Here is a 25,307-nt window from a genome sequence, read left to right on the forward strand (position 1 = left end):
CCTTACATTGGGTTTTGTGGGCGCCACGGTTCGATCAGCGCGTCCAGGTTCAGCGCGTCGGCGAAATCCAGAAATTGATCGCGCAGCCAGCTGATCTGCACGCCGGCCGGCAACGTCACGGTAAACGTGGCGTTGAGCATGGTGCCGCCGGTTTGCGGCGCCTGATACGTGTCGCAGGTCAGGTTTTCCAGCTCGACATTGTGGTCCATGAAGAACTGGCACAGCTCGTTGATGATGTCCGAACGATAGGCCGAGCTGACATAAGCGACGTAAGGCAGGGCCTGAGGACGATTCTCCAGCGCCGCGCTGCGCACCACATTGACGGTGAATGCGTGCTTCTTGGCGAGGCCAGACAGGCTGCCTTCCAGGCGCGCCAGGGCGTCCCAGCTGCCGGAGATCTCGAGGATCAACGCGCTGCACTCGCCGTGACGGGTCAGGCGAGAGGTGACCACGGCGCAGCGGTTTTCATGGCTGGCGCGGCACAGGACGTTAGTCAGCTCCATGGGGTTGGCGCCGAGGGCACTGATGACAAGGAATTGTTCGCGAACTGTGGGGGTGGACATGCAGCATTCCTAAAGCGATGAGCGGTCGATACTTTTACGGGCTTTTACTACCGGGGGCGAGCCTGCGGATGCGAATTCAGAAAACCCGGGCCGAAGGTTGCAACGTGCTCCATCAAGGCAAGAGCGAGGGGTGGCAACGCTGGATCGGGGCTTGTGATGCCGAAAATGGAGGCTGAAACCCGGCGTACGAGCTTATCAGTACCGATCAAAGTCTGAAGGGTAGCGAAAAGCAGCGCCAAGGGGAATGGCGGCAGCGCAGTACTTTGCTTGTACAAGCATCTTGGCGCCAGTACCATTACCGCTCTCTTTTTCCGGCAGGAGCGGTTGCATGATTGCGGGCAGTATGGTGGCACTGGTCACACCCATGGATGCACAAGGTCGTCTCGACTGGGACAGCTTGAGCAAACTGGTGGACTTTCACCTGCAGAACGGCACCCACGCGATCGTGGCGGTCGGCACTACAGGCGAATCGGCCACCCTTGACGTGAACGAGCACATCGAAGTGATTCGTTACGTGGTAAAGCAGGTGGCAGGGCGCATTCCGGTGATCGCCGGTACCGGCGCCAACTCGACGCGCGAAGCCATCGAGTTGACCACCAACGCGAAGACCGCCGGCGCCGATGCTTGCCTGCTGGTCACGCCGTACTACAACAAGCCGACCCAGGAAGGCTTGTACCAGCACTTCAAAGCCATCGCCGAAGCCGTCGACATCCCGCAGATTCTTTACAACGTGCCGGGCCGTACAGCCTGCGACATGCTGACCGAAACCGTGATCCGCCTGTCGACCGTGAAAAACATCATCGGCATCAAGGAAGCCACCGGCGACCTGACCCGTGCCAAAGCCATCATCGACGGCGTCAGCAAAGACTTCGTGGTGCTTTCCGGTGACGACGCCACCGCAGTCGAACTGATCCTGCTCGGCGGCAAAGGCAACATCTCGGTGACCGCCAACGTCGCCCCGCGCGACATGAGCGACCTGTGCAACGCTGCCCTGAAAGGCGACGCCGTTACGGCCCGCGCGATTCACGAAAAGCTGATGCCGCTCAATAAAACCCTGTTTATCGAATCCAACCCTATCCCCGTGAAATGGGCACTGCATGAAATGGGCTTGATGCCGGACGGTATCCGTCTGCCGCTCACCTGGCTCAGCGCTGCCTGTCACGAACCGCTGCGGCAGGCCATGCGCCAGTCCGGCGTACTGGTTTAATTGAGGAAGTACTACGCATGAAGCGATTGGCCGGACTTTCCGCACTTGCCTTGATTATCTCCAGCACCAGTGGCTGTGGATGGGTCTGGGGCCCGGAAGGTTATTTCCGTGACCGTGGTAGCGATTACCTGGAAGCGCAACAGACTGCACCTATGCAATTGCCAACGGATGTCAGCACCGCCAAACGTCTGGATCCGCTGCTGCCGATCCCGCGCAACGTGGCCGATGACACCGCGAAGGGCGAATACATCGTGCCGCGTCCGCAGCCATTGTCGGCAGGGGCTGACGCCAGCGCCTACTCCCTGCAGAAGACCGGTGATTCGCGCTGGATCGTCGCCCAGAACCCACCCGCCGAAGTCTGGCCAGTGGCTGTGCAGTTCTTCCAGGACAACGGTTTTCGTCTGGACGAACAGAAGCCGCAAACCGGCGAATTCACCACCACCTGGCAGCATGCCGACGAACTGTCCGCAGCAATGGCCAAGCGCCTGAGCGCCGCCGGTGTCAGCACTGACAGCGAAACCCGTGTTCGGGTGCGTATCGAGCCGGGCGTGCAGCGCAACACCAGCGAAGTCTACGTGGTCAGCGCCGAACGTCCTTCCGGCAGCACCGCCGACGTGGCCTTCACCAACCGTTCGGTCAACACTGGCCTGGACGCGGCACTGGTCGACGACATGCTCGCAAGCATGAGCCGCATCTCGGAGAAGGGCGGTTCGGTCTCCATGCTGGCTTCGCGTGATTTCGATACGCCGAGTCGTGTCAGCCTGAGCGAAGACGGCAGCGGCAACCCGGTTCTGAACGTCGGCAACGACCTGGATCGTGCTTGGTCGAGCGTAGGTCGTGCGCTGGAACAGGGCGAATGGCGCGTTGAAGACATCAACCGCAGCCTGGGCCTGTACTACATCAACCTCTCCGAAAAAGCCGAGAAGAAAGACGAGAAACCTGGTTTCTTCAGCGGCCTGTTCGGCAGCGCGCCGAGCAAGGAAGAAGTTGAAGCCCGTGCCGAGCGTTATCAGGTTCGCCTGAGCAAGGTTGGCGACAACGTCCAGGTCACCGTCGAGAAAAACATCAACACCGTGGCGCCGGCAGAAGTGGCGCGCAAGGTGTTGAGCGTGATTCAGGACAACCTGGGCTGATCACATGCGTTTTGCCGTTCTCGGCAGCGGTAGCCAAGGGAACGGCACGCTGATAGCCAGCGCTGACACGTATGTACTGGTGGATTGTGGTTTCTCCCTGCGGGAAACCGAAAAACGCCTGCTGCGCCTGGGTGTGAACCCTGCGCAACTGAGCGCGATACTCGTGACCCACGAACATGCCGACCACGTGCATGGCGTGGGTTTGCTGTCTCGGCGCTACAATCTGCCTGTCTACCTCAGTCGCGGGACCCTGCGCGGGATGCGCAAACCGATTGAACCGGCTGGCCTTCTGGCCGGCGGCGAGCAACTGCAGATCGGCGCACTGAGCATCGGCGTCATTGCCGTGGCCCACGATGCACAGGAACCGACGCAGTACGTCTTCAGCGACGGTGAGCGGCGCTTCGGCCTGCTGACCGACCTGGGCTCGTATTGCAACAAGGTGCTGGACGGCTATCGGGACCTCGATGCGTTGATGATCGAGTCCAACCATTGCCGTGACATGCTCGCTCGCGGTCACTACCCATACTTCTTGAAGCAGCGGGTGGGCGGTGAACTGGGACATTTGAACAACCACCAGGCGGCATTCCTGGTGTCTGAGTTGGGCTGGCAAGGCCTGCAACACCTGGTCCTGGCCCATCTGAGCAGCAAGAACAACCTGCCGCAGCTGGCCCGGCAATGTTTTGTCGACACCCTAGGGTGCGACCCGGACTGGCTGCAAATGGCCGATCAAGATTCAGGGCTCGACTGGCGACATATCGCCTAGCCCACCTACTTAGCAAGCGGAGCCCATCATGGAAAAACGTGAAGAACTCTACCGCGGCAAAGCCAAATCGGTTTTCAAGACCGACGACGCTGACCGCTTGATCCTGCTGTTTCGCAACGACACCTCGGCGTTCGACGGCAAGCGCATCGAGCAGCTCGACCGCAAAGGCATGGTGAACAACAAGTTCAACGCCTTCATCATGCAGAAACTCGAAGCCGCCGGCGTGCCGACCCAATTCGACAAACTGCTGGGCGACAACGAATGCCTGGTGAAAAAACTCGACATGATCCCGGTCGAGTGCGTCGTGCGTAACTACGCTGCCGGCAGCCTGGTCAAACGCCTGGGCGTCGAAGAAGGCATGAAGCTCAATCCTTACACCTTCGAACTGTTCCTGAAGGACGACGCCAAGGGCGACCCGTTCATCAACGAATCCCACGTCGTGGCATTCGGTTGGGGCACCGCCGAGCAACTGGTTCGCATGAAAGAACTGTCGCTCAAGGTCAACGAAGTCCTGAGCAAACTGTTCGACGACGCTGGCCTGCTGCTGGTCGACTTCAAACTTGAATTCGGCGTCTTCTCCGACGGCTCCATCGTCCTGGGCGACGAGTTCAGCCCGGACGGCTGCCGTCTGTGGGACAAGGCGACCGGCAAGAAAATGGACAAAGACCGCTTCCGCCAGGGCCTCGGTGACGTCATCGAAGCCTACGAAGAAGTTGCCAATCGTCTGGGTGTACCGCTTTAATCGACGCAAGCATCTGATAGCACGGAAAAATTTCGCTTAGGGGGTTCGCTTCCGGCGAAAGTGTTGTTATGATGCGCGCCGTTGGAGAGATGCCAGAGTGGCCGAATGGGACGGATTCGAAATCCGTTGTACCTTCACCGGTACCTAGGGTTCGAATCCCTATCTCTCCGCCATACATAGAAAAGCCCCATAGATCAAGGTCTTGGGGCTTTTTGCATTCTGGGATTGTACGTAGAGGTAGTACGTAAAATACCTATCGCTACAGACCCTCTCAGCGTGCCCAAAGCGGCTTCTCTATCATCCGCACCCCATCGCCAAAACTGAGTCAGCTCAGCGCCTCTATGGGGTTGTGAGCGTCAAGCGGTAACGGGTTCTTGGTGAGCAGAAGGTGGGCAGGCGGGCGTATTTAAAAAGCCTCAATACGCTGAGGCTTTCTTATTGCGATGCGTTTTAAGCGTAGGAGATCAGCTTCCACGTAACAGCTTTGCCGTTATGTGGCGGGAACACATTGCCTTCGGCGAATGGCCCGGTGGTAGAAGGTGAGTCTTGCGTTTCCCATACACCGCTTTCTGGTGACTTTTCGCCGGTTTTGCCGGTAGTTCCGATTGGTGACTTGCTCATTTTTCATATCCCCATGGCAGGTTGCTCAGGCTGTAACACGCAACCTCAAAGCAACAGGAGCCTAGCTTGGATCCAAGCAATAGCAATAGACCGCCCACGTCGCACAGCATCTGAGCTACACGGCTGGTCTTTACTAACCCGGCCAAACGTCGGTTTTTTGTAAGAAATGTTGTGACTTTTGAAATACGACAATTGTGAAAAATAAAGCGCGACAGAATAAAGAAGCCCGCATTGCTTCGGCTTGTTAAACACTCAATGTTACTTTTTTATACGCTTGGCTTTCGCTTCCGCTGCCTTCTGTACGACAGGGTAATACTCAATGTCTAACCGCCCCATCTTGGGTAGAGGCGTGGAGGCGTAGACGCTTTGATTCGGGGCAAACCAATCGGAATCAAAATAGACTTGGACTTCGTTGTTCAAGTCGAACTTCGTGCGCTGGGCCAGTCCGCTCAACGCGAAACCATCGTCCGCAGGGTCTAAAACAAATTCACCCGGAAACAATTTTTCTGTTTTTCGCGTAGTGCCGTAGGCGATTCTTACCGCGTGATCATCTTCGAAAACAGCGACTACCAATGCGGGGCGAGCTTTGGGGCCTGGATTCCCGATGACTTCGGGGAAATGACACCAGACAAAGTCGCCTGGTGCAGGCAGCGGGCGAAAAGGTACGGTCATTTTTCAGTAGAGCCTTTTAGTAATGCGCTCCTCCGGAAGGTCCGTAGCAGGGCTAGCTGCACGAATTGCGGAGACTTGAGCCGGGGTTAGAGGTCCATCGTCTAGCTCGTACTTGGGCAAATAGCGGTCAGCAAATTGCCTCAAAGCGAGGTGGGCGACTTCGGTTTTACTCAAACCGGTCTGATTCATAAGCAACTCGATTGTCGAGATGCTTACCCCTGTTGGCGTGTCCTGTTTGCGTAATCGCAGCAGAAAGCTTTCAGATTTTTCAGTGGTGAGGGTCATTGGGTACTCCAAAGCATATGTTTCTTGGTAGAGCGTCCGAGCTCTGACTATCCTTCAATCTAGAAGGTGATATAGATTCTATATCTCTCCAGTGAAAAAGCAATCACCCCAAGCCGTGGTATCTGTCAGCAAGTGGGTGGCAGCATAGGCGCCATGGGAGAGTCGCTAGCATCACTCCCCATGGCGGTCTGATACCCCTAATGCTCGGGGCACTTATCAGAAAGGCTAGCCGCTATTTCGCGGCCTTCTTGTCCTTCCGAGCAGGTCTGGGTGTAACCGCCTTCACCACATCATCAAGCAGCGCTTTACCCATCGCCGTTAAATAGTGCGCGGCCCAGGCATGACGGTCGGTGTCTCTTACGTATGCGGCATCCTCCGTGAACGCCTTGGCCAGGAACAGAAAATCAGATGCCTGTGCCAATGCAACACTCACGGGCACCCCTGCGCTGACGTGGAACATCGCTTTGCCTGAACAGTAGATAGGGGTGAAGCCGATGGTTTTTACTTCTGTTGGTTCGGTCATTTGCCACCTCCATTGACGGAGATGCAGCGGGATCGACAGTCAGAATTGAGGTGAGGGTAACGCAGAAATTTGTACGGATTTACAGTGTGCATTGTCTACTCCTTGACGTTAGGAGCTGCCGTTTTCGTTACCAAGCGAATGGGTGGCAGCTGCGCGCAGGTTGGTAAACCGGGAGTCAAGGAGACCGGCACGCCCGAAGGCGTCCCACGCACAGCCGCCATAGCACAAGATTACTGATGAAAAAAACCAGTATTGTGAAGGGGACGCTGTTGCGTAACTCGTCGGGTTACCAAGCCCGTTCGCTGAACTTTCAGCGACGGCTGGAGAATATCCCAGCGAAGATAAGGCCAACAAGACGGTAACGAGCCAAAACGCACAGCAAGCGCACCTCTTACGCAACTCTCGGATTTTGCCTACAACTTCATCGAGAGTCACCCGGATATTCTGGCACCGACCCCACTCCGACAAAGAAACTAAGCCCTACCAGGTTAGTGATGCTCGGGCTTTCCTTGAGCAAGCAGGAGCCACCCCGTGAACGAAATGAATTACCAAGACTATGTCGCCCGAATTGAATACAGCAACGAAGACGGCCTGTTTGTCGGCCATATTGCGGGTATCAAAGATGTGGTTGGCTTTCATGGCGAGTCAGTACTCGAGCTTCGAGATGCATTTGAAGAGGCCGTCACTGATTATCTGGAGGCATGCGAGAAAACAAGGCGCATCCCGGTCATTAGCTATCATGCAATAAAGAGCTAAATCACCGGATAGCGGGGAAGAGCATGAACAGATGGCGGCGGCTTTGGTTGATTATCAAGCTGATAGCAGCCCTTGCGGCCTGCGTGGCCGTCGCTATTCAGGCTTTTCTCTACATGCTGGAAAGCTCCGACGCCGTGCAAATTCACCCATTGAGCATTCTGGTTGTCGGGCTGATTTTTGGCTTCATTACTTTTGGACTTCTTTCACTGATTGAAAGGGGTGTGTTGGGGCTGGTGGTCCCGAACAATTCCAGAGCTCAAGCAGAACCTGAAGGCGATGCCGAGGCAACGCCGGAATGGCCACTGACCCTGCCAACTGAAGACCCCATTCATCAGAGAAATCTGTGACCCTGGTCAGCTTCGAAAAGAACCGCGTGGACGGATCTCACAGGAATAATTCCGGGCTGACAAAAACAAGCGAATCCTCCTACTTCGTACGCGGATACGTCCGAGATTGATCGAAGGTATATTCGGTTTTCAGCGAAGACATCAGTAGTGACTTCGCGGTCGAGCAGGTGGCTGGACGTTACGCACCATCTTCTGGTTGATCGGTTAATCGATGATTTATTCCCTCAAGGAGGAGGTAGCGATGTACAGCAGCAGTGAAGAGGGTTTTCAGGGTGATGATCAGACCGGGGGGGCAGAAGCCAAGCCAATGTCCAGGGATCTTCATCTGGATACCGGGCGGTTGGCCAATTTTTTCAAAGCGCGAATAAAGAATACCGAGTGCCCGTTTTGTGAGCATGATGAGTGGGAGTTGCCACTCCAAGCCGGGGCGACGGGCGTCGGGTTGCCTTGGGCGTGTGGCAAAGAGTATTTACGCTCCGGCACGCCGGCGGTGATGCTTAACTGCAAGTATTGCGGATTTGTTCGCTTGCATTCGCTGAGTGTGTTGGCAGATATCATCGTCGACGATGGGAGCAAAGCCCGTACGCTGGAGGTCTGCGATGAGTGAGCCTTTTGTGCTGGTAAACCTTGATGAGCATTACCCCGACCGCTTCCCGAGCAACAAAAGGAGTGGCGGAGACGATAAAGGACGAAGACCACCAGGTCCTCCAGGAGAAAACCCATTGGAACCACGTGTATCCCAACTAGAAACGCATATCGAATACGTCCGGCGTGACCTGGGTGACCTTCGCACTGATTTTAGTGAGCAGCGGAAAGACGCTCGAACGGATTTTCGTTTACTGTTTGGCGCTTTGATTACCGCCGCGCTGGGTCTGGCGGCAGTCATGGGGAAAGGGTTCGGGTGGTTGTAAACGAATGCGCAAAAAGAAAATCGGCCAGACGCCGGTTTTTTTTGTGCAGTGGTCGTGCCACCTGAATCTATCAAGCGCTGAGACCGCTGCCGAACCCTCAAAACGAAGGCGGCGTAATCACCCAAATCACCACCGCATCCACCTCCCCAGGGTTCCCATACCGATGCGGCTCCTGGCTGGAAAAGCTGAAACTATCCCCCTCACTCAGCTGGAAATACCGCTCACCCACCCACAGCTCAAAACTCCCCGACAGCAAATACCCAGCCTCTTCCCCTTCATGGCTGTAACTCTGCTGACTGTAAGTCCCGGGCGGAAACCGTGAATGCAGCATCTCCAACTGCCGATTCGGCTGCGGCGTCAGCAGCTGATCCACAATCCCGTCCTCATAATGAACACTCATACGAGTGTTCTTGCGCACCACAACGCCGTTATCTTCAGGCGCCGTATTGCCCTCGCTGGCAAAGAACCACTGAATGGTTACACCCAGACTACGAGCGATATTGAACAGCGCAGGTATAGACGGATACGCCAGATTCCGTTCCAGCTGGCTGATGTACCCCGCCGTCAGCTCGCTCTTCTGCGCCAATTCCGCCAAGGTCATGCCCCGACGTTTGCGCAACCCACGAATCCGTGTGCCGAGAAAATGCGGTTCTGCCGTGGCGCTGTCCTGTGTAGGCGCGCTGCTGGCAGGCGGCATCTTGCTGCTGTTGCTCATGGCGTGCTCCAAACCGGGGTGATGGGTAAAAGCCCTGGAGTATAAAACAGCCTCAAAGCTCCCAGGCGACTTTCAAACCTTCGTAGATGGCTTCTTCGGCGGTGCGCGGGGCGAGGCAGTCGCCGATGCGGCGAAACTCCACCAAGCCTTGCAATTCGGCGCCAAGGGTATCGACGGGTTGGTGGCCTTGGCAGAGCACCAGAGTGTCGATGTTTTCGATGAGCATTGGTTCGCCGCTGGCGGTGTGTTGCAGGTAGACGGTGTTGTCGTCGCAGCCGTACAGGCGGGCGTAGGTAGTGATCGGGATGCCGAGTTTGTGCAGTTCGCCGGCCAGTTGATCGCGCACGTACTGCGGCAGGTTTTCGCCGCAGTGGGTGCCGTTGACGGCCAGTTGCACCTGGTGCCCGGCGCTTACCAGACGTTCGGCGATGCCGGGGCCGATCCAGTCGGCGCGCCAGTCGACCACCACCACGGAGCGGCCGATTTGCACTTGATCGCGCAGCACTTGCCAGGCATCCACGACCTGCAATTCACCGCCGCGCTCGAACGCTGGCCAATACGGTTCGGCGCCGGTAGCGACGATCACCATGTCCGGGCGTTCGCGTTCGACGAGCGCCCGGTCGACGCGGGTGTTGCGTACGACGCGTACGCCGGCCAGTTCCATTTCGCGTTGCAGGTTGGTGCTGGCACCGCCGAATTCGGCGCGTCGCGGCAGCAATTGCGCCAGTAAGACTTGGCCGCCGAGTTGCGAGCTGGCTTCGTAGAGGGTCACGTCATGTCCACGCTGGGCAGCCACGGCGGCAGCTTTCATCCCGGCTGGTCCGCCGCCGGCAATCATGATGCGTTTGCGTTGAGCGGTGGGTTGCCGCTGGCCGAAGATCAGTTCGCGCCCGGTTTCCGGGTGCTGGATGCAGGAAATCGGCAGACCTTTGTGAAAGTGGCCGATGCACGCCTGGTTACAGGCGATGCAGGCGCGCACATCCTCGACGTGGCCGGTGTCGGTTTTGTTGGGCATTTGCGGGTCGCAGATCAGTGCGCGGGTCATGCCGCAGACATCGGCCTGCCCGCGCGCGATGATCAATTCAGCTTCCTGCGGTTGGTTGATGCGCCCGGTGACGAACAGTGGAATCGACAGCCTGGCCTTGAACGTTCCGGCCTCCTTGGCCAGATAAGCGGCTTCGATCGCCATCGGCGGCACAATGTGCACGGCGCCGCCCAATGAGGCCGAGGTGCCGGCGACGATGTGCACGTAATCCAGAATCCCTTGCAGCGATTGCACGGCAGCCAGGGATTCGTCTTCGGTCAGCCCTTCGGGATCGCGTTCATCGGCAGAAATGCGCAGGCCGATGATGAAGTGTTCATCGGTGTTGGCGCGTACTGCATCGATCACTTCGCGCAGGAAACGCAGACGCTGTTCCAGTTCGCCGTTGTAGCCATCGGTGCGACGGTTGACCCGTGGATTGATGAATTGCGCCGGCAGGTAACCATGGCTGGCGACCACTTCCACACCGTCGATCCCAGCCTGATACAGGCGTCGGGCAGCGGCCCCGTAACCGGCGACAATCTCGTCGATCATCGCTTGATCCAGCGCCCGAGGCATCACCCGAAACCGCTCGTTGGGCACCGCCGAAGGCGAGTAAGCGACAGCGAGCAAGCCATCGCTGGACTCCATGATTTCCCGACCCGGATGGAAGATTTGTGACAGCACCACGGTGCCGTGCGCATGGCAGCGCTCAGCGATTGTTCGATAGCCCTTGATGCAAGCGTCGTCGGTGGCCATGAGCACGTGCGAGGTGTACCGCGCGCTGTCATGCACGCCGGCCACTTGCAACACGATCAGCCCGACGCCGCCTTCGGCCCGCGCAGTGTGGTAGGCAATCAGTTGCTCGTTGACCAGGTTGTCGGTGGGCATCGAAGTGTCGTGACCGCTGGACATGATGCGGTTTTTCAGGCGTTTGCCACGCAGTTGCAGGGGTTCGAACAGGTGCGCGAAGGCAGGGGAAGCGGTCGACATGGTGCAATTACTCCAGGCAGGCTGAAGCCGAAAGGCCGGTTTTTTTGCGTTGTTGTTATTTGCCTATAGAAATTTACCTGTAGTAAAAAATCAACTTGTTTTTTTACTTAGGCTCGCAGTAGATTCATTTGGCGCCCGGACCTGAGGCGAACCTCACAACATTAAAAAAGGGTCACGTCGAGGTAATTCGCGTGGCACCTGCAAGAGGAACCACTGATGAAATCGAATACGCTCAAGCACGGTTTTTATCCCTTGTTGCTGTCCTTGGCCATGGGCCTTGGGAGCGCTCAGGCAGCACCGGACATGGTGGTGGTGGGTTACGGCGGCGCCGGCCAGAAAGCCCAGGATGTGGCGTTTTTCCAGCCGTTCAGCGTCGCGGATCACAGCAAGCTGATCTAGAGTGAATACAACGGTGAGATGGCCCGGATCAAAGTGATGGTCGACACCGGCAATGCCGATTGGGACGTGGTGCAGATTGAAGGCCCGGACCTGATGCGCGGTTGCGATGAAGGTATGAAAAACTCGACTGGAAAACCCTGGGTCGCATCGAGCAGTTGATTCCCGATGCGGCGCAGCCGTGCGGTTCCGCAGCGCTGGTGTGGAGCGTGGCGATTGCCTATGACACTCAGAAGCTGGCGCAGGCCCCGACCTCTTGGGCTGACTTCTGGGATGTGCAGAAAATCCCTGGCAAACGCGGGCTGCGCAAACGTGCGGTGTACAAACACTGAATAAACGTCATCGACCTTCACCCCGTCGGACCTTGAGTTCGCCTTGCTGGACGTCGAGGTCATCACCACATCCCCGGCCGTCAGCCATTGCGCCGGTTGCGCGCCGGCCTCCCACCACTGGATATAGGGTTTGAGTTCAGTGAGTTTGGCGAAGGCCCGGTCGCGCACTTTCGCATCACAGATCTGATTTTTACCCACATCTCGGTGCGCCTGCCGGGGCCTGAACATCACTTCCTGATCAATCCGTACGGGCTGATGTTCGATGAAATCACCGCGTCCAATCTGGTGAAAATCGGTCTCGATGGCCGGGCCGTGGAGCCGACGCCGTACCCGGTGAATCCTGCGGGGTTTGTGATTCACAGTGCCATCCACGGTGCACGTGAAGATGCACAGTTCGTGCTGCACACCCACACCCGATCCGGTTGCGCGGTCGCGGCGTTGAAATGCGGGTTGTTGCCGGTGAATCAGATTTCCATGGAGTTCTATGGTCGGGTTGCCTATCACGACTATGAGGGCGTGGCGCTGGACATGAGCGAGCAGCAGCGTCTGGTGCAGGACCTTGGCGACAAGCCGGTGCTGATGCTGCGTAACCACGGTTTGTTGACCGTTGGCGAGACCGTGAGCCAGGCCTTCTTGCGCATGTATTACCTGGAAAAAGCGTGCGAAATCCAGCTCGCCGCGCAGGCTGCAGGTGAACTGGTTTTGCCGCCGAGCAAAGTGTGCGAACACACCGAGCGTCAGTTCAACGATCCTGGCCGTCCGCTGGATGAAGGCGAGTTGAGCGACCCGGATGCCGTGCAGTTGGCTTGGGCGGCGTTGTTGCGATTGCTTGAGCGGGTGGCGCCGGGTTATCGGGACTGACCTGGGTTTTTGAATGGATGGACTACCTATATCGCGAGCAGGCTCACTCCCACAGGGTTATGTGTCGGGCGCAGATATTGGATTACTGCTCAGATCAGTGTGGGAGCGAGCCTGCTCGCGAAAGCGGTGTGTCAGTCATCCGGTTTCTGGGGCGTGCAACTGACTGGAGACTTCCCACTCTCTTGCTGTACAGTCGTTCAGCCCGCGGATTGTCCAGCCGCGCCCTAACGATTGTCCACGGAGAGTGTCGCTCATGAGTCAGGAAGCCCGTTTTTCCCGCATGGAGCCGGAGTTGCGCAAGGCCAACCTGATCGAAGCCACGCTGGTTTGCCTCAAGCGCCACGGCTTCCAGGGCGCATCGATCCGCAAGATTTCCGCCGAGGCCGGTGTCTCGGTCGGGTTGATCAGCCATCATTATTCCGGCAAGGATGAACTGGTGGCCGAAGCTTACCGGGCGATCACCGGTCGTGTCATGAGTTTGCTGCGCGACGCTATGGAGCATGCGGCGCCCAACGCCCGCGAGCGCTTGTCGGCGTTCTTCCGCGGGTCTTTCTCCGCCGAACTGCTCGACCCGCAACTGATCGATGCCTGGCTGGCATTCTGGGGCGCGGTGCGCACGGCGGAGTCAATCAACCTCGCGCACGAGCATTCCTACGGCGAGTACCGCGGCATCTTGCGCAAGGTCCTGACCGAGCTGGCGCAGGAGGAGGGCTGGGAAAACTTCGACGCCGATCTGGCCGCCATCAGCCTCAGCGCATTGCTCGACGGTTTGTGGCTGGAGTCGGGCCTCAACCCTGGCACCTTCACCCCGGAGCAAGGCATCCAGATTTGCGAAGCCTGGGTCGATGGATTGCAGGCCGGTGGTCGCCAACGGTTTTGCGTCCAGACGACGGGCTGTTGATCGGTCGTTCAGCTGTCGATACTCTCTGGCGCAAAGGCAACAAAACACTCTAATAAGAAACACGCCTTCGGGCATACGCGGGACACCTAGCGATGACTCCTCGAGTACTGATCGTCGATGACGATCCGCTGATTCGCGAACTGCTGCACGCCTACCTGTCCCAGGAAGGTTATGACGTGCATTGCGCGGCCACGGCGGAGCTGGCCGACACCTTTCTGGCGAGCCAGACGGTTGATCTGGTGATGCTCGATATCCGCCTGCCGGGTAAGGACGGCCTGACCCTGACGCGGGAGCTGCGGGTCCGTTCGGAAGTCGGGATCATTCTGATCACCGGGCGCAACGATGAGATCGACCGCATCGTCGGCCTCGAATGCGGCGCCGATGACTACGTGATCAAACCCCTCAACCCACGCGAGCTGGTGTCCCGGGCGAAAAACCTGATCCGCCGAGTTCGTCACGCGCAGGTGCCTCAACCGGTAGCGGCCATCGCAAAGCCGGTCAAACAATTTGCCGACTGGGCGCTGGACACCGATCGCCGGCGGCTGATCGACCCCACCGGCAGCGAAACCCTGCTGACCCACGGCGAGTACCAGTTGCTCAGCGTATTCCTGCGCAACAGCGGCCATACCTTGAGCCGCGATCAGTTGATGGATCAGATCCGCAACCGCGAGTGGGTGCCCAATGATCGCTCCATTGACGTGCTGGTCGGACGTCTGCGACGCAAGTTGCACGACGACCCGGCCGAGCCGCAACTGATCATCACCATCCACGGCGCCGGTTACCTGTTCACCGCCAGCGTGGCGGCTTGAGTTTTATGTGGCGGGTGTTTGCGCTGCTGTTGGCGGTGGTCGCGAACAGCGCGATGGCGGCGGAAAAGATTCGCTACTGCGACTATCCGGTTTACCCGCCGATCTCCTGGAGCGACGGCAAACAGGTGCGCGGCGTGGCCCCAAGTGTGGTGAAAAACCTCTTCGAAAAACTCGGCTACGAAGTGGAAATCGTTGTGCTCGGCAACTGGAAACGCTGCCTGCTCGACGCGGCCGAAGGCCGGGTCGATGTGGTGTTGGCCTACAACACCGCGCAACGGGAACGGAGCATGATTTTTTCCACGGTGCCGGTGCTGCGTGAAGAGGTCGCGTTGTTTATCAATCGTCAGCGTCCGGTGAAATTCGAGCGTCTGGAGGACTTGGCCAGTTACCGTGGCGGACTGTTGTTTGGTGAAAGTTACGGCGTGGAATTCGACCACATGGTTGCACAACACCAAAACATCGAGTGGGTCTCTGACAGCCGCCAGAACTTCGGCAAACTGATCCGCGGGCGCATCGACTTCATCACCTCGGAGCGACGCACCGGCGAGCTCTACGTCGAAAATCTGCCGGGCGCGCAGGACATCGTCGCATTGCCCACGTCCTTGAGCGTGGACTACCTGCGGATTGCGGTATCACGCCGTTCCCCGCTGGCCAGCCTCATGCCGGACATCGATGCGCAACTCAAGCGCATGGTCGATGCCGGAGAGGTCGACCGTTTGCTCAACGAAAGCGAAGTCACCTACCGCGACATGGTCAACCTGCCGGCGAATTCGCCATGATCCGCGCTCGACCCGGTGGACTGCTGCGGCGTCTGCTGCTGTTCATTCTGTTGTTCAGCCTGTGCTTCACCGTGTTGGCCAGCACCGTGCAGTTGTACTTCGAATACCGCCGCGAGATGCGCGAGATCGATTCGCGCATGGAGCTGATTCGCGCCGGGTATCTGGCCAGCCTGGAGCGCAGTCTCTGGGATTTGAACGAGGGACAATTGAATGTGCAGCTGCGCGGGCTGGTGGATTTTTCCGACGTGGCGCGGGTTCGTCTGACCAGCGCGGATTTCGATTTGCTGCAAGGCAATCCGAGCCCGACAGGACCGCTGCGCATCGAGCGTTTTCAACTGGACTATCAACCGCCGTCCGGGCCGCTACGGCATCTCGGGCAACTGGAAGTCAGCACTGATCTGGGCGCTGTGCATCAGCGTTTGTATGCCACCGGTTTGACCAGTTTGCTGTGGATGAGCATGTTTCTGTGCGGGCTGGCGGTGGCGCTATCGTGGTTGTTTTATCGCTTGGTGACCCGACACCTGCAAGTCATGGCCGAGTTTGCGCGGCGCATCGCCGCCGGTGACTGGTACGAGCCGATGCATTTGGACAAGCGCCGCAGCCCTCACCCGGATGAGATCGACACCGTCGCCTATGCGCTGGACGACATGCGCCGGGCCATTCTCAGTGACATCGACCGCCGTGAAAGCGATCGGCTGGCCCTGCAAGACAACCGCGATGAACTGTTCCGGATGGTCGAGCGTCGCACCGCCAGCCTGATGCGTGCCAAGGACGAAGCCGAAGCGGCCAACCTCGCCAAGTCGCGCTTTCTGGCGACCATGAGCCACGAGTTGCGCACACCGCTCAACGGCATCCTCGGCATGGCTGAATTGCTGCGCGGCGCGAGTCTGGATGAGCGTGACGGCAAGCGTCTGGATGCGTTGTACAAGGCGGGCGAAGGGTTGCTGTCGATTCTCAATGAAGTGCTGTATTTCGCTCGTTTGGAGGAAGGTGTCAGCCACCCGGAACCGGTGGATTTTTCGCTCCGCCAGTTGCTGGATGAGGTGCTGACGCTGCTGGAACCGCGCGCTTTGAGCAACGACACGACGCTGCATTGCCAGATGGATCCACAGGTCGCTGACCGGCACAACGGGGCCGAACAATTCTTGCGTCAGGTATTGAGCAACTTGCTGGCCAACGCGATCAAGTTCACCGAGGGCGGAGAGGTTGAAGTCGAGGTCGTGCTATTGGCTCCCATCCCGCAACAGACCGGGCAACGGCTGCGCGTGAGTGTGACGGACAACGGCATCGGCATTGCGGCGGCGGTGCAGGAAAAGATTTTCGAGCGCTTCACCCAGGCCAGCGAGGAAGTGGCGCAACGCTTCGGCGGAACCGGTCTCGGACTGGCCATTTGCAAACATCTGGTGGGGCAGTTGGGCGGGCAGATCGGCGTTGAAAGTGACGTCGGGCGGGGCAGTTGTTTCTGGTTCGAGCTGACATTACTGCCCTCGACCGGCACCACCGATGTGGCGTCAAGCAGCGAGCCCGGCCAGGCGCTGAAGATTCTGGTGGTCGAAGATGTGGCGCTGAACCGGGATGTGGTCAGCGGCTTGCTGCAACGGGACGGGCATCAAGTCTGGCTCGCCGAAGACGGCGAACAGGCGCTGACGCAATGCGCCGGGCAGGCGTTCGATTTGATCCTGCTCGATGTTCACCTGCCAGGCATCAGTGGCGTCGAGTTGTGCACACTGATCCGCCGCACCGACGGCCCGAACCGCCACTGCCGAATCTTCGCCCTGACCGCCAGCGTGCAACCGGCGCTGGTGCGCGGTTATCTGGATGCCGGGATGGATGGCATTCTCGCCAAACCGCTGAAACTCGACAATCTGCGTCAGGCGCTGGCCGGGAACTCACCCACACTTGCGCAGCAGCCTGATGACGAAACGATGGATTGGCCGCTGCTGGACACTCACCGCACCTTGCTCGGTGAGCAGAAACTTCAGGGATTGCTGGCGGTGTTGCGCGATTCGATCAGTCAACATCGCGAGGCGCTCACGGAAGCGATCGAGGCCGACGATTGCACCGAAGTCGCTCATCTGGCGCATCGCCTGGCCGGCAGCAGCGATTCATTGGGCTTTCGTGCACTGGCCAATGTGTTGCGCGCGTTGGAAGAGGCCGCGCTGGTCAACGACGAATCAAGGTTGCGGGCATTGGCGCCGCAGGTTCATGTGCAATTACGGCATTCGCAACAGACGCTGGCTGACCTGCTGCACACCTGACGTACAAGTTTGTTACGTCTTTTTACAACTTCGATCGTTACGGTCAACGTGAGCTTACATGGTCTTCCAATAATCGAGGCAACCGCCACAGCGCGGTCTTCGAAGCTTATTGGAGATAATAATAATGAACGGCCCTAAAGCTGATCCCTCCTCGCGCTCCGCGCACCTCGCTGATGGGGTGCGGACATGAGCGAATCTACCGAACGTAAAGGCATCCATCTGACCCGCGCCCTGAAGAGCCGGCACATTTTCATGTTGTCCCTGGGCGGCGTGATTGGCACAGGGCTGTTCATGGGCTCCGGGGTGACGATCAACCAGGGCGGGCCGGTGGGGGCGATTCTGGCTTATCTGGTCGCCGGTTTCCTGATGTACCTGGTGATGGTTTGCCTGGGCGAACTGTCCGTGCAAATGCCGGTGTCCGGCTCGTTTCAAACCCATGCGACCAAATTCATCGGGCCAGCCACCGGGTTCATGATCGGCTGGGTGTACTGGATGAGTTGGGCGACGACCGTGGGCCTTGAATTCACGGCGGCAGGCATGCTGATGGAGCGCTGGTTCCCGACCATTCCGATCTGGTATTGGTCGGCGCTGTTCGTGGTGGTGCTTTTCGGCCTGAATGCGTTGGCGACGCGCGCCTTCGGTGAAGCGGAATACTGGTTCTCCGGGATCAAGGTCGCGGCGATTCTCGGTTTTATCGTGGTCGGTGTGTTGGTGATCTTCGGTGCGATCCCGCTCAGCAGCGGCGCCCCGGCACCGATGATGAGCAACCTGATTGGTGACTCGCTGTTCCCCAACGGCATGTCCGCTGTGTTCGCGGTGATGATGACCGTGGTCTACGCCTTCCAGGGCTGCGAGATCATGGGCGTGGCCGCCGGCGAAACCGATCAGCCGGAAAAAAGCATCCCGCGCGCCGTTCGCAACGTGGTGTTCCGCGTGTTGATTTTCTATGTGCTGGCGATCGTGGTGCTATCGGCGATCGTGCCGTGGCAGCAGGCCGGGTTGATGGAAAGTCCGTTCGTGCAGGTGTTCGACATGGTCGGCATTCCTTATGCGGCCGACCTGATGAACTTCGTGATCCTCACGGCGATTCTGTCGGTGGGCAACTCCGGCCTTTACGCCTCGACGCGCATTCTGTGGGCGATGTCGAAGACCGGCATGGCGCCGAAAAGCCTGTCGCCGTTGAGCAAGCGCGGCGTGCCATTGCGGGCGCTGAGCATCACCTTGTGCTTCGCGCTGGTGTCGTTGATGACCAGCTTCGTCGCGGCGGACACGCTGTTCATGGTGCTGATGGCGGTGAGCGGCATGTCCGGTACGGTGACCTGGATTGTGATCGCACTGGCGCAGTACAAATTCCGCAAGGCTTACCTGCGCGATGGCGGCAAGCTCAGCGATCTGAAATACCGCGCGCCGTGGTTCCCGCTGCTGCCGCTGACGTGCATTGCGTTGTGCTGCTCGCTGTTCGTGTTCCTGGCACTGGATGAGACGCAGCGTCCTTCGTTGTATTGGGGCTTTGGGTTTATCGCGGTGTGCTACGCCGCGTATTTCCTGACCCAACGCAAACGCCAGGCGGTGCTGGCGCCGAGCTTGCCGACGGCGTAACCGCACACACCAAGACAAAACCATGTGGGAGCGAACTGTGGCGAGGGGATTTATCCCCGTTGGACTGCGAAGCAGGCCCATTTTTTGGGGGCGGCTGCGCCACCCAACGGGGATACATCCCCTCGCCACAGCTCACTCCCACAGTCGTTTGTGGAGGGCTGTAAATCGTCGATCCCGCACGCAGTTGTTCAAAGTTGTAACAGCGCGGTTGCTGCAAAACCGTATCTCTTGAATTAATTCAATAAAAACAATTACTTACTAAGTAAATGTGACTGTTACAGCCAATTTCCTCGCCAATTGCCGTCTTACTGAACACTCGTTTAGTATGACCTCAAGTCGCATCACCTCAGGCCAAACACAATAATTCGAGGATTCGCATGACTACTCACATTTCTCTTCTGTGCCAGGTAAAAGCCGGTGTGGCCTGGATCACCCTCGATCGTGCCGCCCAGCGCAATGCGCTGGACATTCCAACCCTGAAAAACCTGCACACCTTGCTCGATGAGTTCAACGCCGATCCCGCCGTTCGAGTCGTTGTGCTGACCGGCAGCGGCCGCAGCTTCTGCGCCGGAGCCGACCTCGCCGAGTGGGCGGAAGCAGAAGCTCGCGGTGCCCTCGAAAGTTACGGCTGGACCGAAACCGCCCACGCACTGATGAGCCGTTTATACAGCCTCGAAAAACCGACCATCGCCGCGATCAATGGCACGGCCGTCGGCGCCGGGATGGACCTGACGCTGTGCTGCGACTTGCGTATTGCCGCGCAATCAGCACGGTTCAAGGCCGGCTACACCAGCATGGCCTACTCGCCGGACGCCGGTGCCAGTTGGCATTTGCCACGCCTGATCGGCACTGAACAAGCCAAGCGTCTGCTGTTTCTCGACGAAATGTGGAGCGCCGAGCGTGCCTTGGCTGCCGGCCTCGTCGGCGAAGTCTGCGCCGATGATCAACTGCACGACGTGACCACTGAATTGGCCACGCGCCTGGCCAACGGTCCGACGTTCGCTTTCGCCCAGACCAAAAAACTCATGCGCGAAGGCGCCCAGCGCAGCCTACCGGAGCAACTGCAAGCCGAGCTCGCCGCCGGCCTGCTCTGCGGTCGCAGCCAGGACGGCGCCGAAGCCTTGCGCGCCGCCATCGAAAAACGCCCGGCCCACTTCAGCGGCCAATAAGCCCGGTGGCTTGCCCCGTACACCTACTCAGCACATGAACAACAGGTAGCCCCATGAATTTCCAACTGACCCAAGAACAAGAAATGTTGGTGGACGCGGTACGCAGCTTTGTCGCCAAGGAACTGCTACCTCATGAGGAAGCGGTCGACCGCGCCGACGAAGTCTCCCCCGAGTTGGCGGCACAGATTCGTGGCAAGGCGATTGCGGCGGGTTTCTATGCCTTCAACATGCCGGAAGAAGTGGGCGGTGGCGGCCTCGATTACCTGTCCCAGGCGCTGATCGAACGCGAGCTGTCCAAGGTGTCATGGGCGCTGCATGTGTTCGTCGCGCGGCCGTCGAAAATCCTCATGGCCTGCACCGACGAGCAGATCAACGACTACCTGCTGCCGTGCATCCAGGGCGAGAAGATCGATTGCTTCGCGCTGACCGAACCGGGCGCCGGTTCCGATGCCAACGCGATCAAGACCCGCGCCGTGCGCGACGGCGATGACTTCGTTCTCAATGGCAGCAAGCACTTCATCAGCCACGCCGGGCACGCCGATTTCGCCATCGTTTTCGCCGTCACCGACACCTACGAGCACAACGGCCGCAAACGCAACGCCGTGACCTCGTTCCTGGTCGATCGCGACACGCCGGGCATGACCATTCGCCGTGGACCCAAGTGCGTGAGCAACCGCGGTTACCACACTTTTGAAATGTTCTTCGACGACTGCCGCGTACCGGCCAATAAGGTACTGGGCGAAGTCGGCAAGGGCTGGGACGTGGCCAACGCCTGGCTCACCGCCGGGCGGGTGATGGTCGCGGCCAACTGCGTCGGCCAGGCACAACGCGCGCTCGACGTGTCGCTGCAATGGGCCGCGGATCGCAAGCAGTTCGGTCAGCCGATCGGCACCTATCAGGGCATCTCGTTCAAGCTCGCCGACATGGTCACGCAGATCCGCGCGGCCGAACTGCTGACCTTGTACACCGCCTGGAAAATGGACCAGGGCACCATGACCGATGGCGAGGCCGGTATGGCCAAGTTGTTCGCCAGTGAAGTGCTCGGCAAGGTCGCCGATGAGGCGGTGCAGATCTTTGGCGGCATGGGCCTGATGGATGAATGCCCGGTGGAACGCATCTGGCGTAACGCGCGGATCGAGCGTGTCTGGGAAGGCACCTCGGAGATCCAGCGTCACATCATTTCCCGCGAATTGCTGCGGCCACTGTTGCGCTGATCCGCCCGGAGAACTGCTATGTCGCAAACGATTCGTGACAACCTCAAACGCTTGCTCGCACCGCGCCACCTGGCGTTTGTCGGTGGCCGCAGCATGGCCCGCGCGCTCAAGCGCTGCGCCGAAGGTGGCTACCTTGGCGAGACGTGGCTGGTCAATCCGCAGCACGACACCCTTGAAGGCGTGCCCTGTGTGCGCAGCATCGCCGAACTGCCGTGCGGCCCGGACGCGGTGTTCATCGCGACCAACCGCGAACTGACCCTGACCTGCGTCGCCGAACTGGCCGCCAAAGGCGCGGGCGGGGCCATCTGCTACGCCTCCGGGTTCGCCGAAACCGGCGCCGAGGGCCAGGCCTTGCAGCAGCAGTTGCTTCAGGCGGCTGGCAACATGGCCTTGCTCGGCCCCAACTGCTACGGCTTGCTCGACTACCTGCACAGCTCCGCGCTGTGGCCGGTGGCGCATGGCGGCAAACCGGTGGAGAAGGGCGTCGCTGTCCTGACCCAAAGCGGCAACTTTGCTTATAACTTATCGATGAGCGACCGCTCACTGCCGGTGGCCTACATGGCCTCGGTCGGCAATCAGGCGCAACTGGGCGTTGCCGAATTGATGGACGTGCTGCTCGACGAGCCGCGAGTCACTGCCATCGGCTTGCACCTCGAAGGTCTGAAAAACGTCCCGGGTTTTGCCCGCGCCGCGCACAAGGCCTTGGAGAAAGGCATTCCGATCATCGCCCTGAAAACCGGCGTGTCGCAGATCGGTGCCGAACTGGCGCTCAGTCACACCAGCTCACTGTCCGGTTCTGATGCGCTGTACGACAGTCTGTTTGCGCGCCTCGGCGTGATCCGCGTCAGTGGCCCGGTGAGTTTTGTCGAAACCCTGAAAGCGGCGGCGTGCGGCAAGCTGCCGACGGGCAACAGTCTGATCGCGTTGGCCTGTTCGGGCGGTGATGCCGGGCTGATTGCCGACTACGCCGAACGCAACGACCTGACCTTGCCGACACTCGATGAGGGTCAGCGAGAAGAGCTGGCGCACGTGCTGCCAAGCTACGCCAACCTGGTCAATCCGCTGGATTTCACCACGGCGATCTGGGGTGACGGCGAAGCCTTGAATCGCATGCTCGACAGCGCCCTGCGCACCGAAGCCGATGCAGCGATGCTGGTGCTCGATTACCCGGCGCAATTTACCGGCGAACGCAAGGAATGCGACCTGCTGCTGGAGTTGTATTGCGCCGCCCTGGTCCGCCACGGCAAAACCGGTTTTGTCACCTCGGCGTTCCCGGAATTGCTGCCGGCCCATGCTCGCGAACGTCTGCATGCCCAAGGCGTGTCGGCGTTGCAAGGCGTGGAAGACGGGCTGACCGCGTGGGGCCGAATTGCGGGCTATCAACGCAATCGCCAGGCGCTGCTGGCGCTCGGTGAATCGGCGCTGGTTCCGCATTGCCCGCAAGCGCTGGAAGGCGAAGGTCGCTTGCTCAATGAATGGGATTCCAAAAAAGCCTTGCGCGCCTTTGGCCTGCCGACGCCGAACGGCGTATTGAGCACCCCGGACAACGCATTGAGTGACGCCAATGCACTGGGTTATCCGCTGGTATTGAAAGCGGTCAGTGCCCAACTGCCGCACAAAACCGAAGCCGGCGCCGTGGCGTTGAACCTCAAGGACGCCGCGGCCCTGAGCGCCGCACTGGAAAAAATGCGCGCGAGCATTGCCGATTACGCGCCGCAGGTGCCGTTCGATCAGGTGCTGCTGGAACCGATGGCCACACCGCCGTTAGCCGAATTGATTGTCGGCATCAAACGCGAAAACGACTTCGGCCTGGCGCTGGTCATCGGTGCGGGCGGGATTCTGGTGGAGTTGCTCAAGGACAGCCGCAGCCTGCTGCTGCCGACCACCGATGGCGCCATTCGCCAAGCGTTGTTGAGCCTGCGCAGTGCCCCGTTGCTGCAAGGTTTTCGCGGTCGTGAAGCGGCGGATCTGGACGCGCTGGTGGCGGCGATTCGTGCGGTGGCCGATTACGCCTGCGAGAACGCCGGGCAGTTGCTGGAACTCGATGTGAACCCATTGTTGGTCGGTGCCCATGGCACGACTGCGGTCGATGCGTTGATTCGCCTCGGCCACGAGTGAGGAAGTGAACATGCAAAGCACAACATTGACCGGCGGCCAGGCCCTGGTGCGTCTTCTGGCCAACTACGGCGTCGACACCGTGTTCGGCATTCCCGGCGTACACACGCTGGAGTTGTATCGCGGCTTGCCCGGCAGCGGCATTCGTCATGTGCTGACTCGCCACGAGCAAGGCGCCAGTTTCATGGCCGACGGCTACGCGCGGGTCAGCGGCAAACCGGGCGTGTGCTTCATCATCACCGGGCCGGGCGTGACCAACGCCGCGACCGGCATCGGCCAGGCGTATGCCGACTCGATTCCGATGCTGGTGATTTCCAGCGTCAACCACACGGCCAGCCTCGGTAAAGGCTGGGGGTGTCTGCACGAAACTCAGGACCAGCGCGCAATCACCGCGCCGATCACCGCGTTCTCGGCGGTGGCGCTCAGTGCCGAAGACCTGCCCGAGTTGATCGCCCGTGCCTACGCGGTGTTCGACAGCGAACGTCCGCGCCCGGTGCACATCTCGGTGCCGCTCGACGTGTTGTCCGCAAAAATCACCCGCGACTGGAGCAATGAAGTGGTGCGTCGCCCAAGCCGTGGCGTACCGGCAGCCACGGCGCTGGACCAGGCTGTGGCCAAGCTGCAAAGCGCGAAGCGGCCGATGATCATCGCTGGCGGTGGCGCATTGAATGCGCAGCAGCAAGTGCACGAACTCAGCACCCGGCTCGCCGCGCCGCTGTTCACCAGCGTTGCCGGTAAAGGCCTGTTGCCGCCGGATGCACCATTGAATGCCGGCTCGACCCTGTGCGTGGAGCCGGGCTGGCAACTGATCGCCGAGGCCGACGTGGTGCTGGCCGTCGGCACCGAAATGGCCGACACCGATTTCTGGCGCGAGCGTCTGCCACTGAATGCCCAACTGCTTCGCGTGGACATCGACCCGCGCAAGTTCAACGATTTCTACCCATGCACGGTGGCGCTGCAAGGCGACGCGCAACACACCCTCACCGCATTGCTGGAACGTCTGTCGCCCGCCAGGCGCGATGCCAGCGCAGCGATCGCGTCTGTCGCCGCACTGCGTGAAGCGGTGCAAAACAGCCACGGCCCGTTGCAGTCGATCCACCAGGCGATTCTCGAACGGATCGCTGCCGAGCTGCCGGACGATGCTTTCATCAGCACCGACATGACCCAGCTGGCCTACACCGGCAACTACGCCTTCAACAGCCTGGCGCCTCGCAGCTGGTTGCATCCCACCGGTTACGGCACGTTGGGTTACGGCTTGCCGGCGGGCATCGGCGCCAAGTTCGGCGCACCGCAGCGGCCTGGGCTGGTGCTGGTTGGAGACGGCGGTTTTCTCTACACCGCGCAAGAACTGGCCACCGCCGTCGAAGAGCTGGACAGCCCGCTGGTGGTGTTGCTCTGGAACAACGACGCGTTGGGGCAGATTCGCGACGACATGATTGGGCTGGATATCGAGCCGATTGGCGTGCTGCCGCGCAACCCGGACTTTGCCGCCCTTGGCCGCGCGTTCGGTTGCACCGTGAGCGAGCCGCAGAGCCTGGCCGAACTGCAAACCGATTTGCGCCATGGCTTCAAGCGCAACGGCGTGACCCTGATCGAACTCAAGCATGCGTGCGCGCTCTGAC

23 protein-coding genes, 1 tRNA gene and 3 pseudogenes are annotated in these 25,307 nt (G+C 59.6%); 20 read left to right on the plus strand and 7 right to left on the minus strand.

Going from position 1 to position 25,307, the window contains the following annotated elements:
- Positions 1-2: 2 nt before the first annotated feature.
- Positions 3-563 carry a glycine cleavage system protein R gene (locus tag EYC95_RS11030; RefSeq protein WP_109628402.1) on the minus strand — a complete coding sequence of 187 codons (561 nt, stop codon included), beginning with the start codon at positions 561-563 and terminating at the stop codon, positions 3-5.
- 328 nt (positions 564-891) lie between these two features.
- Here EYC95_RS11030 and dapA point away from each other — a divergent pair, with 328 nt between their 5' ends.
- From dapA to EYC95_RS11060, 5 genes are all read left to right on the plus strand, one after another.
- Positions 892-1,770, plus strand: a complete 879-nt coding sequence (dapA, locus tag EYC95_RS11040) for a 4-hydroxy-tetrahydrodipicolinate synthase (protein ID WP_131060374.1) — start codon at positions 892-894, stop codon at positions 1,768-1,770.
- A 17-nt stretch (positions 1,771-1,787) separates the two neighbouring features.
- Complete coding sequence (gene bamC, locus EYC95_RS11045; protein ID WP_131060375.1) at positions 1,788-2,903, plus strand: outer membrane protein assembly factor BamC; 1,116 nt, start codon at positions 1,788-1,790, stop codon at positions 2,901-2,903.
- Positions 2,904-2,907: 4 nt separating this feature from the next.
- Entirely contained in the window at positions 2,908-3,666 is a 759-nt protein-coding gene (locus EYC95_RS11050) for an MBL fold metallo-hydrolase (protein ID WP_131060376.1), read from the plus strand.
- 28 nt (positions 3,667-3,694) lie between these two features.
- Positions 3,695-4,408: a phosphoribosylaminoimidazolesuccinocarboxamide synthase gene (gene purC / locus EYC95_RS11055; protein ID WP_008034929.1), complete on the plus strand. Its 714-nt coding sequence runs from the start codon at positions 3,695-3,697 to the stop codon at positions 4,406-4,408.
- Between the two features lie 83 nt (positions 4,409-4,491).
- Positions 4,492-4,581, plus strand: a tRNA-Ser gene (locus EYC95_RS11060).
- Positions 4,582-5,287: 706 nt separating this feature from the next.
- On the opposite strand, the gene EYC95_RS11065 is transcribed toward EYC95_RS11060, so the two are convergent.
- The 3 genes from EYC95_RS11065 to EYC95_RS11075 all read right to left on the minus strand — a co-directional run bounded on the left by EYC95_RS11065 (position 5,288) and on the right by EYC95_RS11075 (position 6,509).
- Positions 5,288-5,701: a hypothetical protein gene (locus tag EYC95_RS11065; protein ID WP_131060377.1), complete on the minus strand. Its 414-nt coding sequence runs from the start codon at positions 5,699-5,701 to the stop codon at positions 5,288-5,290.
- A 3-nt stretch (positions 5,702-5,704) separates the two neighbouring features.
- Positions 5,705-5,986 (minus strand): hypothetical protein, encoded by a 282-nt coding sequence (locus EYC95_RS11070; RefSeq protein WP_131060378.1) that lies wholly within the window; start codon positions 5,984-5,986, stop codon positions 5,705-5,707.
- A 232-nt stretch (positions 5,987-6,218) separates the two neighbouring features.
- A complete protein-coding gene (locus tag EYC95_RS11075) occupies positions 6,219-6,509 on the minus strand; it encodes a DUF3077 domain-containing protein (protein ID WP_131060379.1) in 291 nt (96 codons plus the stop codon).
- A gap of 531 nt (positions 6,510-7,040) precedes the next feature.
- On the opposite strand from EYC95_RS11075, the pseudogene EYC95_RS11085 reads away from it, so the two are divergent.
- From EYC95_RS11085 to EYC95_RS30600, 4 genes and pseudogenes are all read left to right on the plus strand, one after another.
- Positions 7,041-7,247 (plus strand): annotated as a pseudogene (locus EYC95_RS11085) (toxin-antitoxin system HicB family antitoxin); the annotation flags it as partial.
- A 41-nt stretch (positions 7,248-7,288) separates the two neighbouring features.
- Entirely contained in the window at positions 7,289-7,612 is a 324-nt protein-coding gene (locus EYC95_RS11090; RefSeq protein ID WP_131060382.1) for a hypothetical protein, read from the plus strand.
- 211 nt (positions 7,613-7,823) lie between these two features.
- Positions 7,824-8,219: a hypothetical protein gene (locus tag EYC95_RS11095; protein ID WP_131060383.1), complete on the plus strand. Its 396-nt coding sequence runs from the start codon at positions 7,824-7,826 to the stop codon at positions 8,217-8,219.
- The gene (locus EYC95_RS30600) at positions 8,212-8,523 is read left to right on the plus strand and encodes a hypothetical protein (RefSeq protein ID WP_256656949.1); all 312 of its coding nucleotides are present in this window, start codon (positions 8,212-8,214) and stop codon (positions 8,521-8,523) included. The genes EYC95_RS11095 and EYC95_RS30600 overlap by 8 nt, the downstream gene beginning before the upstream one ends.
- A 97-nt stretch (positions 8,524-8,620) precedes the next feature.
- Here the strand turns inward: EYC95_RS30600 and EYC95_RS11105 are convergent, their stop codons facing one another.
- Together EYC95_RS11105 and EYC95_RS11110 are read right to left on the minus strand one after the other, a co-directional pair.
- Positions 8,621-9,220, minus strand: coding sequence for a cupin domain-containing protein (locus EYC95_RS11105; RefSeq protein WP_131060463.1), 600 nt, complete (start codon positions 9,218-9,220; stop codon positions 8,621-8,623).
- Between the two features lie 70 nt (positions 9,221-9,290).
- A complete protein-coding gene (locus tag EYC95_RS11110) occupies positions 9,291-11,252 on the minus strand; it encodes an FAD-dependent oxidoreductase (RefSeq protein WP_131060384.1) in 1,962 nt (653 codons plus the stop codon).
- A 216-nt stretch (positions 11,253-11,468) separates the two neighbouring features.
- Here EYC95_RS11110 and EYC95_RS11115 point away from each other — a divergent pair.
- Positions 11,469-11,971: pseudogene (locus EYC95_RS11115) on the plus strand (ABC transporter substrate-binding protein); the annotation flags it as partial.
- 60 nt (positions 11,972-12,031) lie between these two features.
- On the opposite strand, the pseudogene EYC95_RS11120 reads toward EYC95_RS11115, so the two are convergent.
- Positions 12,032-12,142, minus strand: a pseudogene (locus EYC95_RS11120) (ABC transporter substrate-binding protein); the annotation flags it as partial.
- On the opposite strand from EYC95_RS11120, the gene EYC95_RS11125 reads away from it, so the two are divergent.
- From EYC95_RS11125 to EYC95_RS11170, 10 genes are all read left to right on the plus strand, one after another.
- Positions 12,098-12,841 (plus strand): class II aldolase/adducin family protein, encoded by a 744-nt coding sequence (locus EYC95_RS11125; RefSeq protein ID WP_131060464.1) that lies wholly within the window; start codon positions 12,098-12,100, stop codon positions 12,839-12,841. The pseudogene EYC95_RS11120 and the gene EYC95_RS11125 overlap by 45 nt on opposite strands.
- Positions 12,842-13,094: 253 nt before the next feature.
- On the plus strand, positions 13,095-13,742 hold the full coding sequence (locus tag EYC95_RS11130) for a TetR family transcriptional regulator C-terminal domain-containing protein (RefSeq protein WP_131060385.1): 648 nt from the start codon (positions 13,095-13,097) through the stop codon (positions 13,740-13,742).
- A gap of 92 nt (positions 13,743-13,834) precedes the next feature.
- Positions 13,835-14,551 (plus strand): response regulator, encoded by a 717-nt coding sequence (locus EYC95_RS11135; RefSeq protein WP_131060386.1) that lies wholly within the window; start codon positions 13,835-13,837, stop codon positions 14,549-14,551.
- Between the two features lie 5 nt (positions 14,552-14,556).
- Positions 14,557-15,330, plus strand: a complete 774-nt coding sequence (locus EYC95_RS11140) for an ABC transporter substrate-binding protein (RefSeq protein WP_131060465.1) — start codon at positions 14,557-14,559, stop codon at positions 15,328-15,330.
- A complete protein-coding gene (locus EYC95_RS11145) occupies positions 15,327-17,588 on the plus strand; it encodes an ATP-binding protein (RefSeq protein WP_131060387.1) in 2,262 nt (753 codons plus the stop codon). The genes EYC95_RS11140 and EYC95_RS11145 overlap by 4 nt, the downstream gene beginning before the upstream one ends.
- A gap of 186 nt (positions 17,589-17,774) precedes the next feature.
- The gene (locus EYC95_RS11150) at positions 17,775-19,187 is read left to right on the plus strand and encodes an amino acid permease (RefSeq protein WP_131060388.1); all 1,413 of its coding nucleotides are present in this window, start codon (positions 17,775-17,777) and stop codon (positions 19,185-19,187) included.
- A 377-nt stretch (positions 19,188-19,564) separates the two neighbouring features.
- Positions 19,565-20,356, plus strand: a complete 792-nt coding sequence (locus EYC95_RS11155) for an enoyl-CoA hydratase/isomerase family protein (RefSeq protein WP_131060389.1) — start codon at positions 19,565-19,567, stop codon at positions 20,354-20,356.
- A gap of 53 nt (positions 20,357-20,409) precedes the next feature.
- Entirely contained in the window at positions 20,410-21,570 is a 1,161-nt protein-coding gene (locus EYC95_RS11160) for an acyl-CoA dehydrogenase family protein (RefSeq protein WP_131060390.1), read from the plus strand.
- 18 nt (positions 21,571-21,588) lie between these two features.
- A complete protein-coding gene (locus EYC95_RS11165; protein ID WP_131060391.1) occupies positions 21,589-23,688 on the plus strand; it encodes an acetate--CoA ligase family protein in 2,100 nt (699 codons plus the stop codon).
- Between the two features lie 10 nt (positions 23,689-23,698).
- The gene (locus EYC95_RS11170) at positions 23,699-25,306 is read left to right on the plus strand and encodes a 5-guanidino-2-oxopentanoate decarboxylase (RefSeq protein WP_131060392.1); all 1,608 of its coding nucleotides are present in this window, start codon (positions 23,699-23,701) and stop codon (positions 25,304-25,306) included.
- Position 25,307: the final 1 nt, after the last annotated feature.

The sequence above is a fragment of the Pseudomonas sp. BGI-2 genome, assembly GCF_004310295.1.
GTDB lineage: Bacteria > Pseudomonadota > Gammaproteobacteria > Pseudomonadales > Pseudomonadaceae > Aquipseudomonas.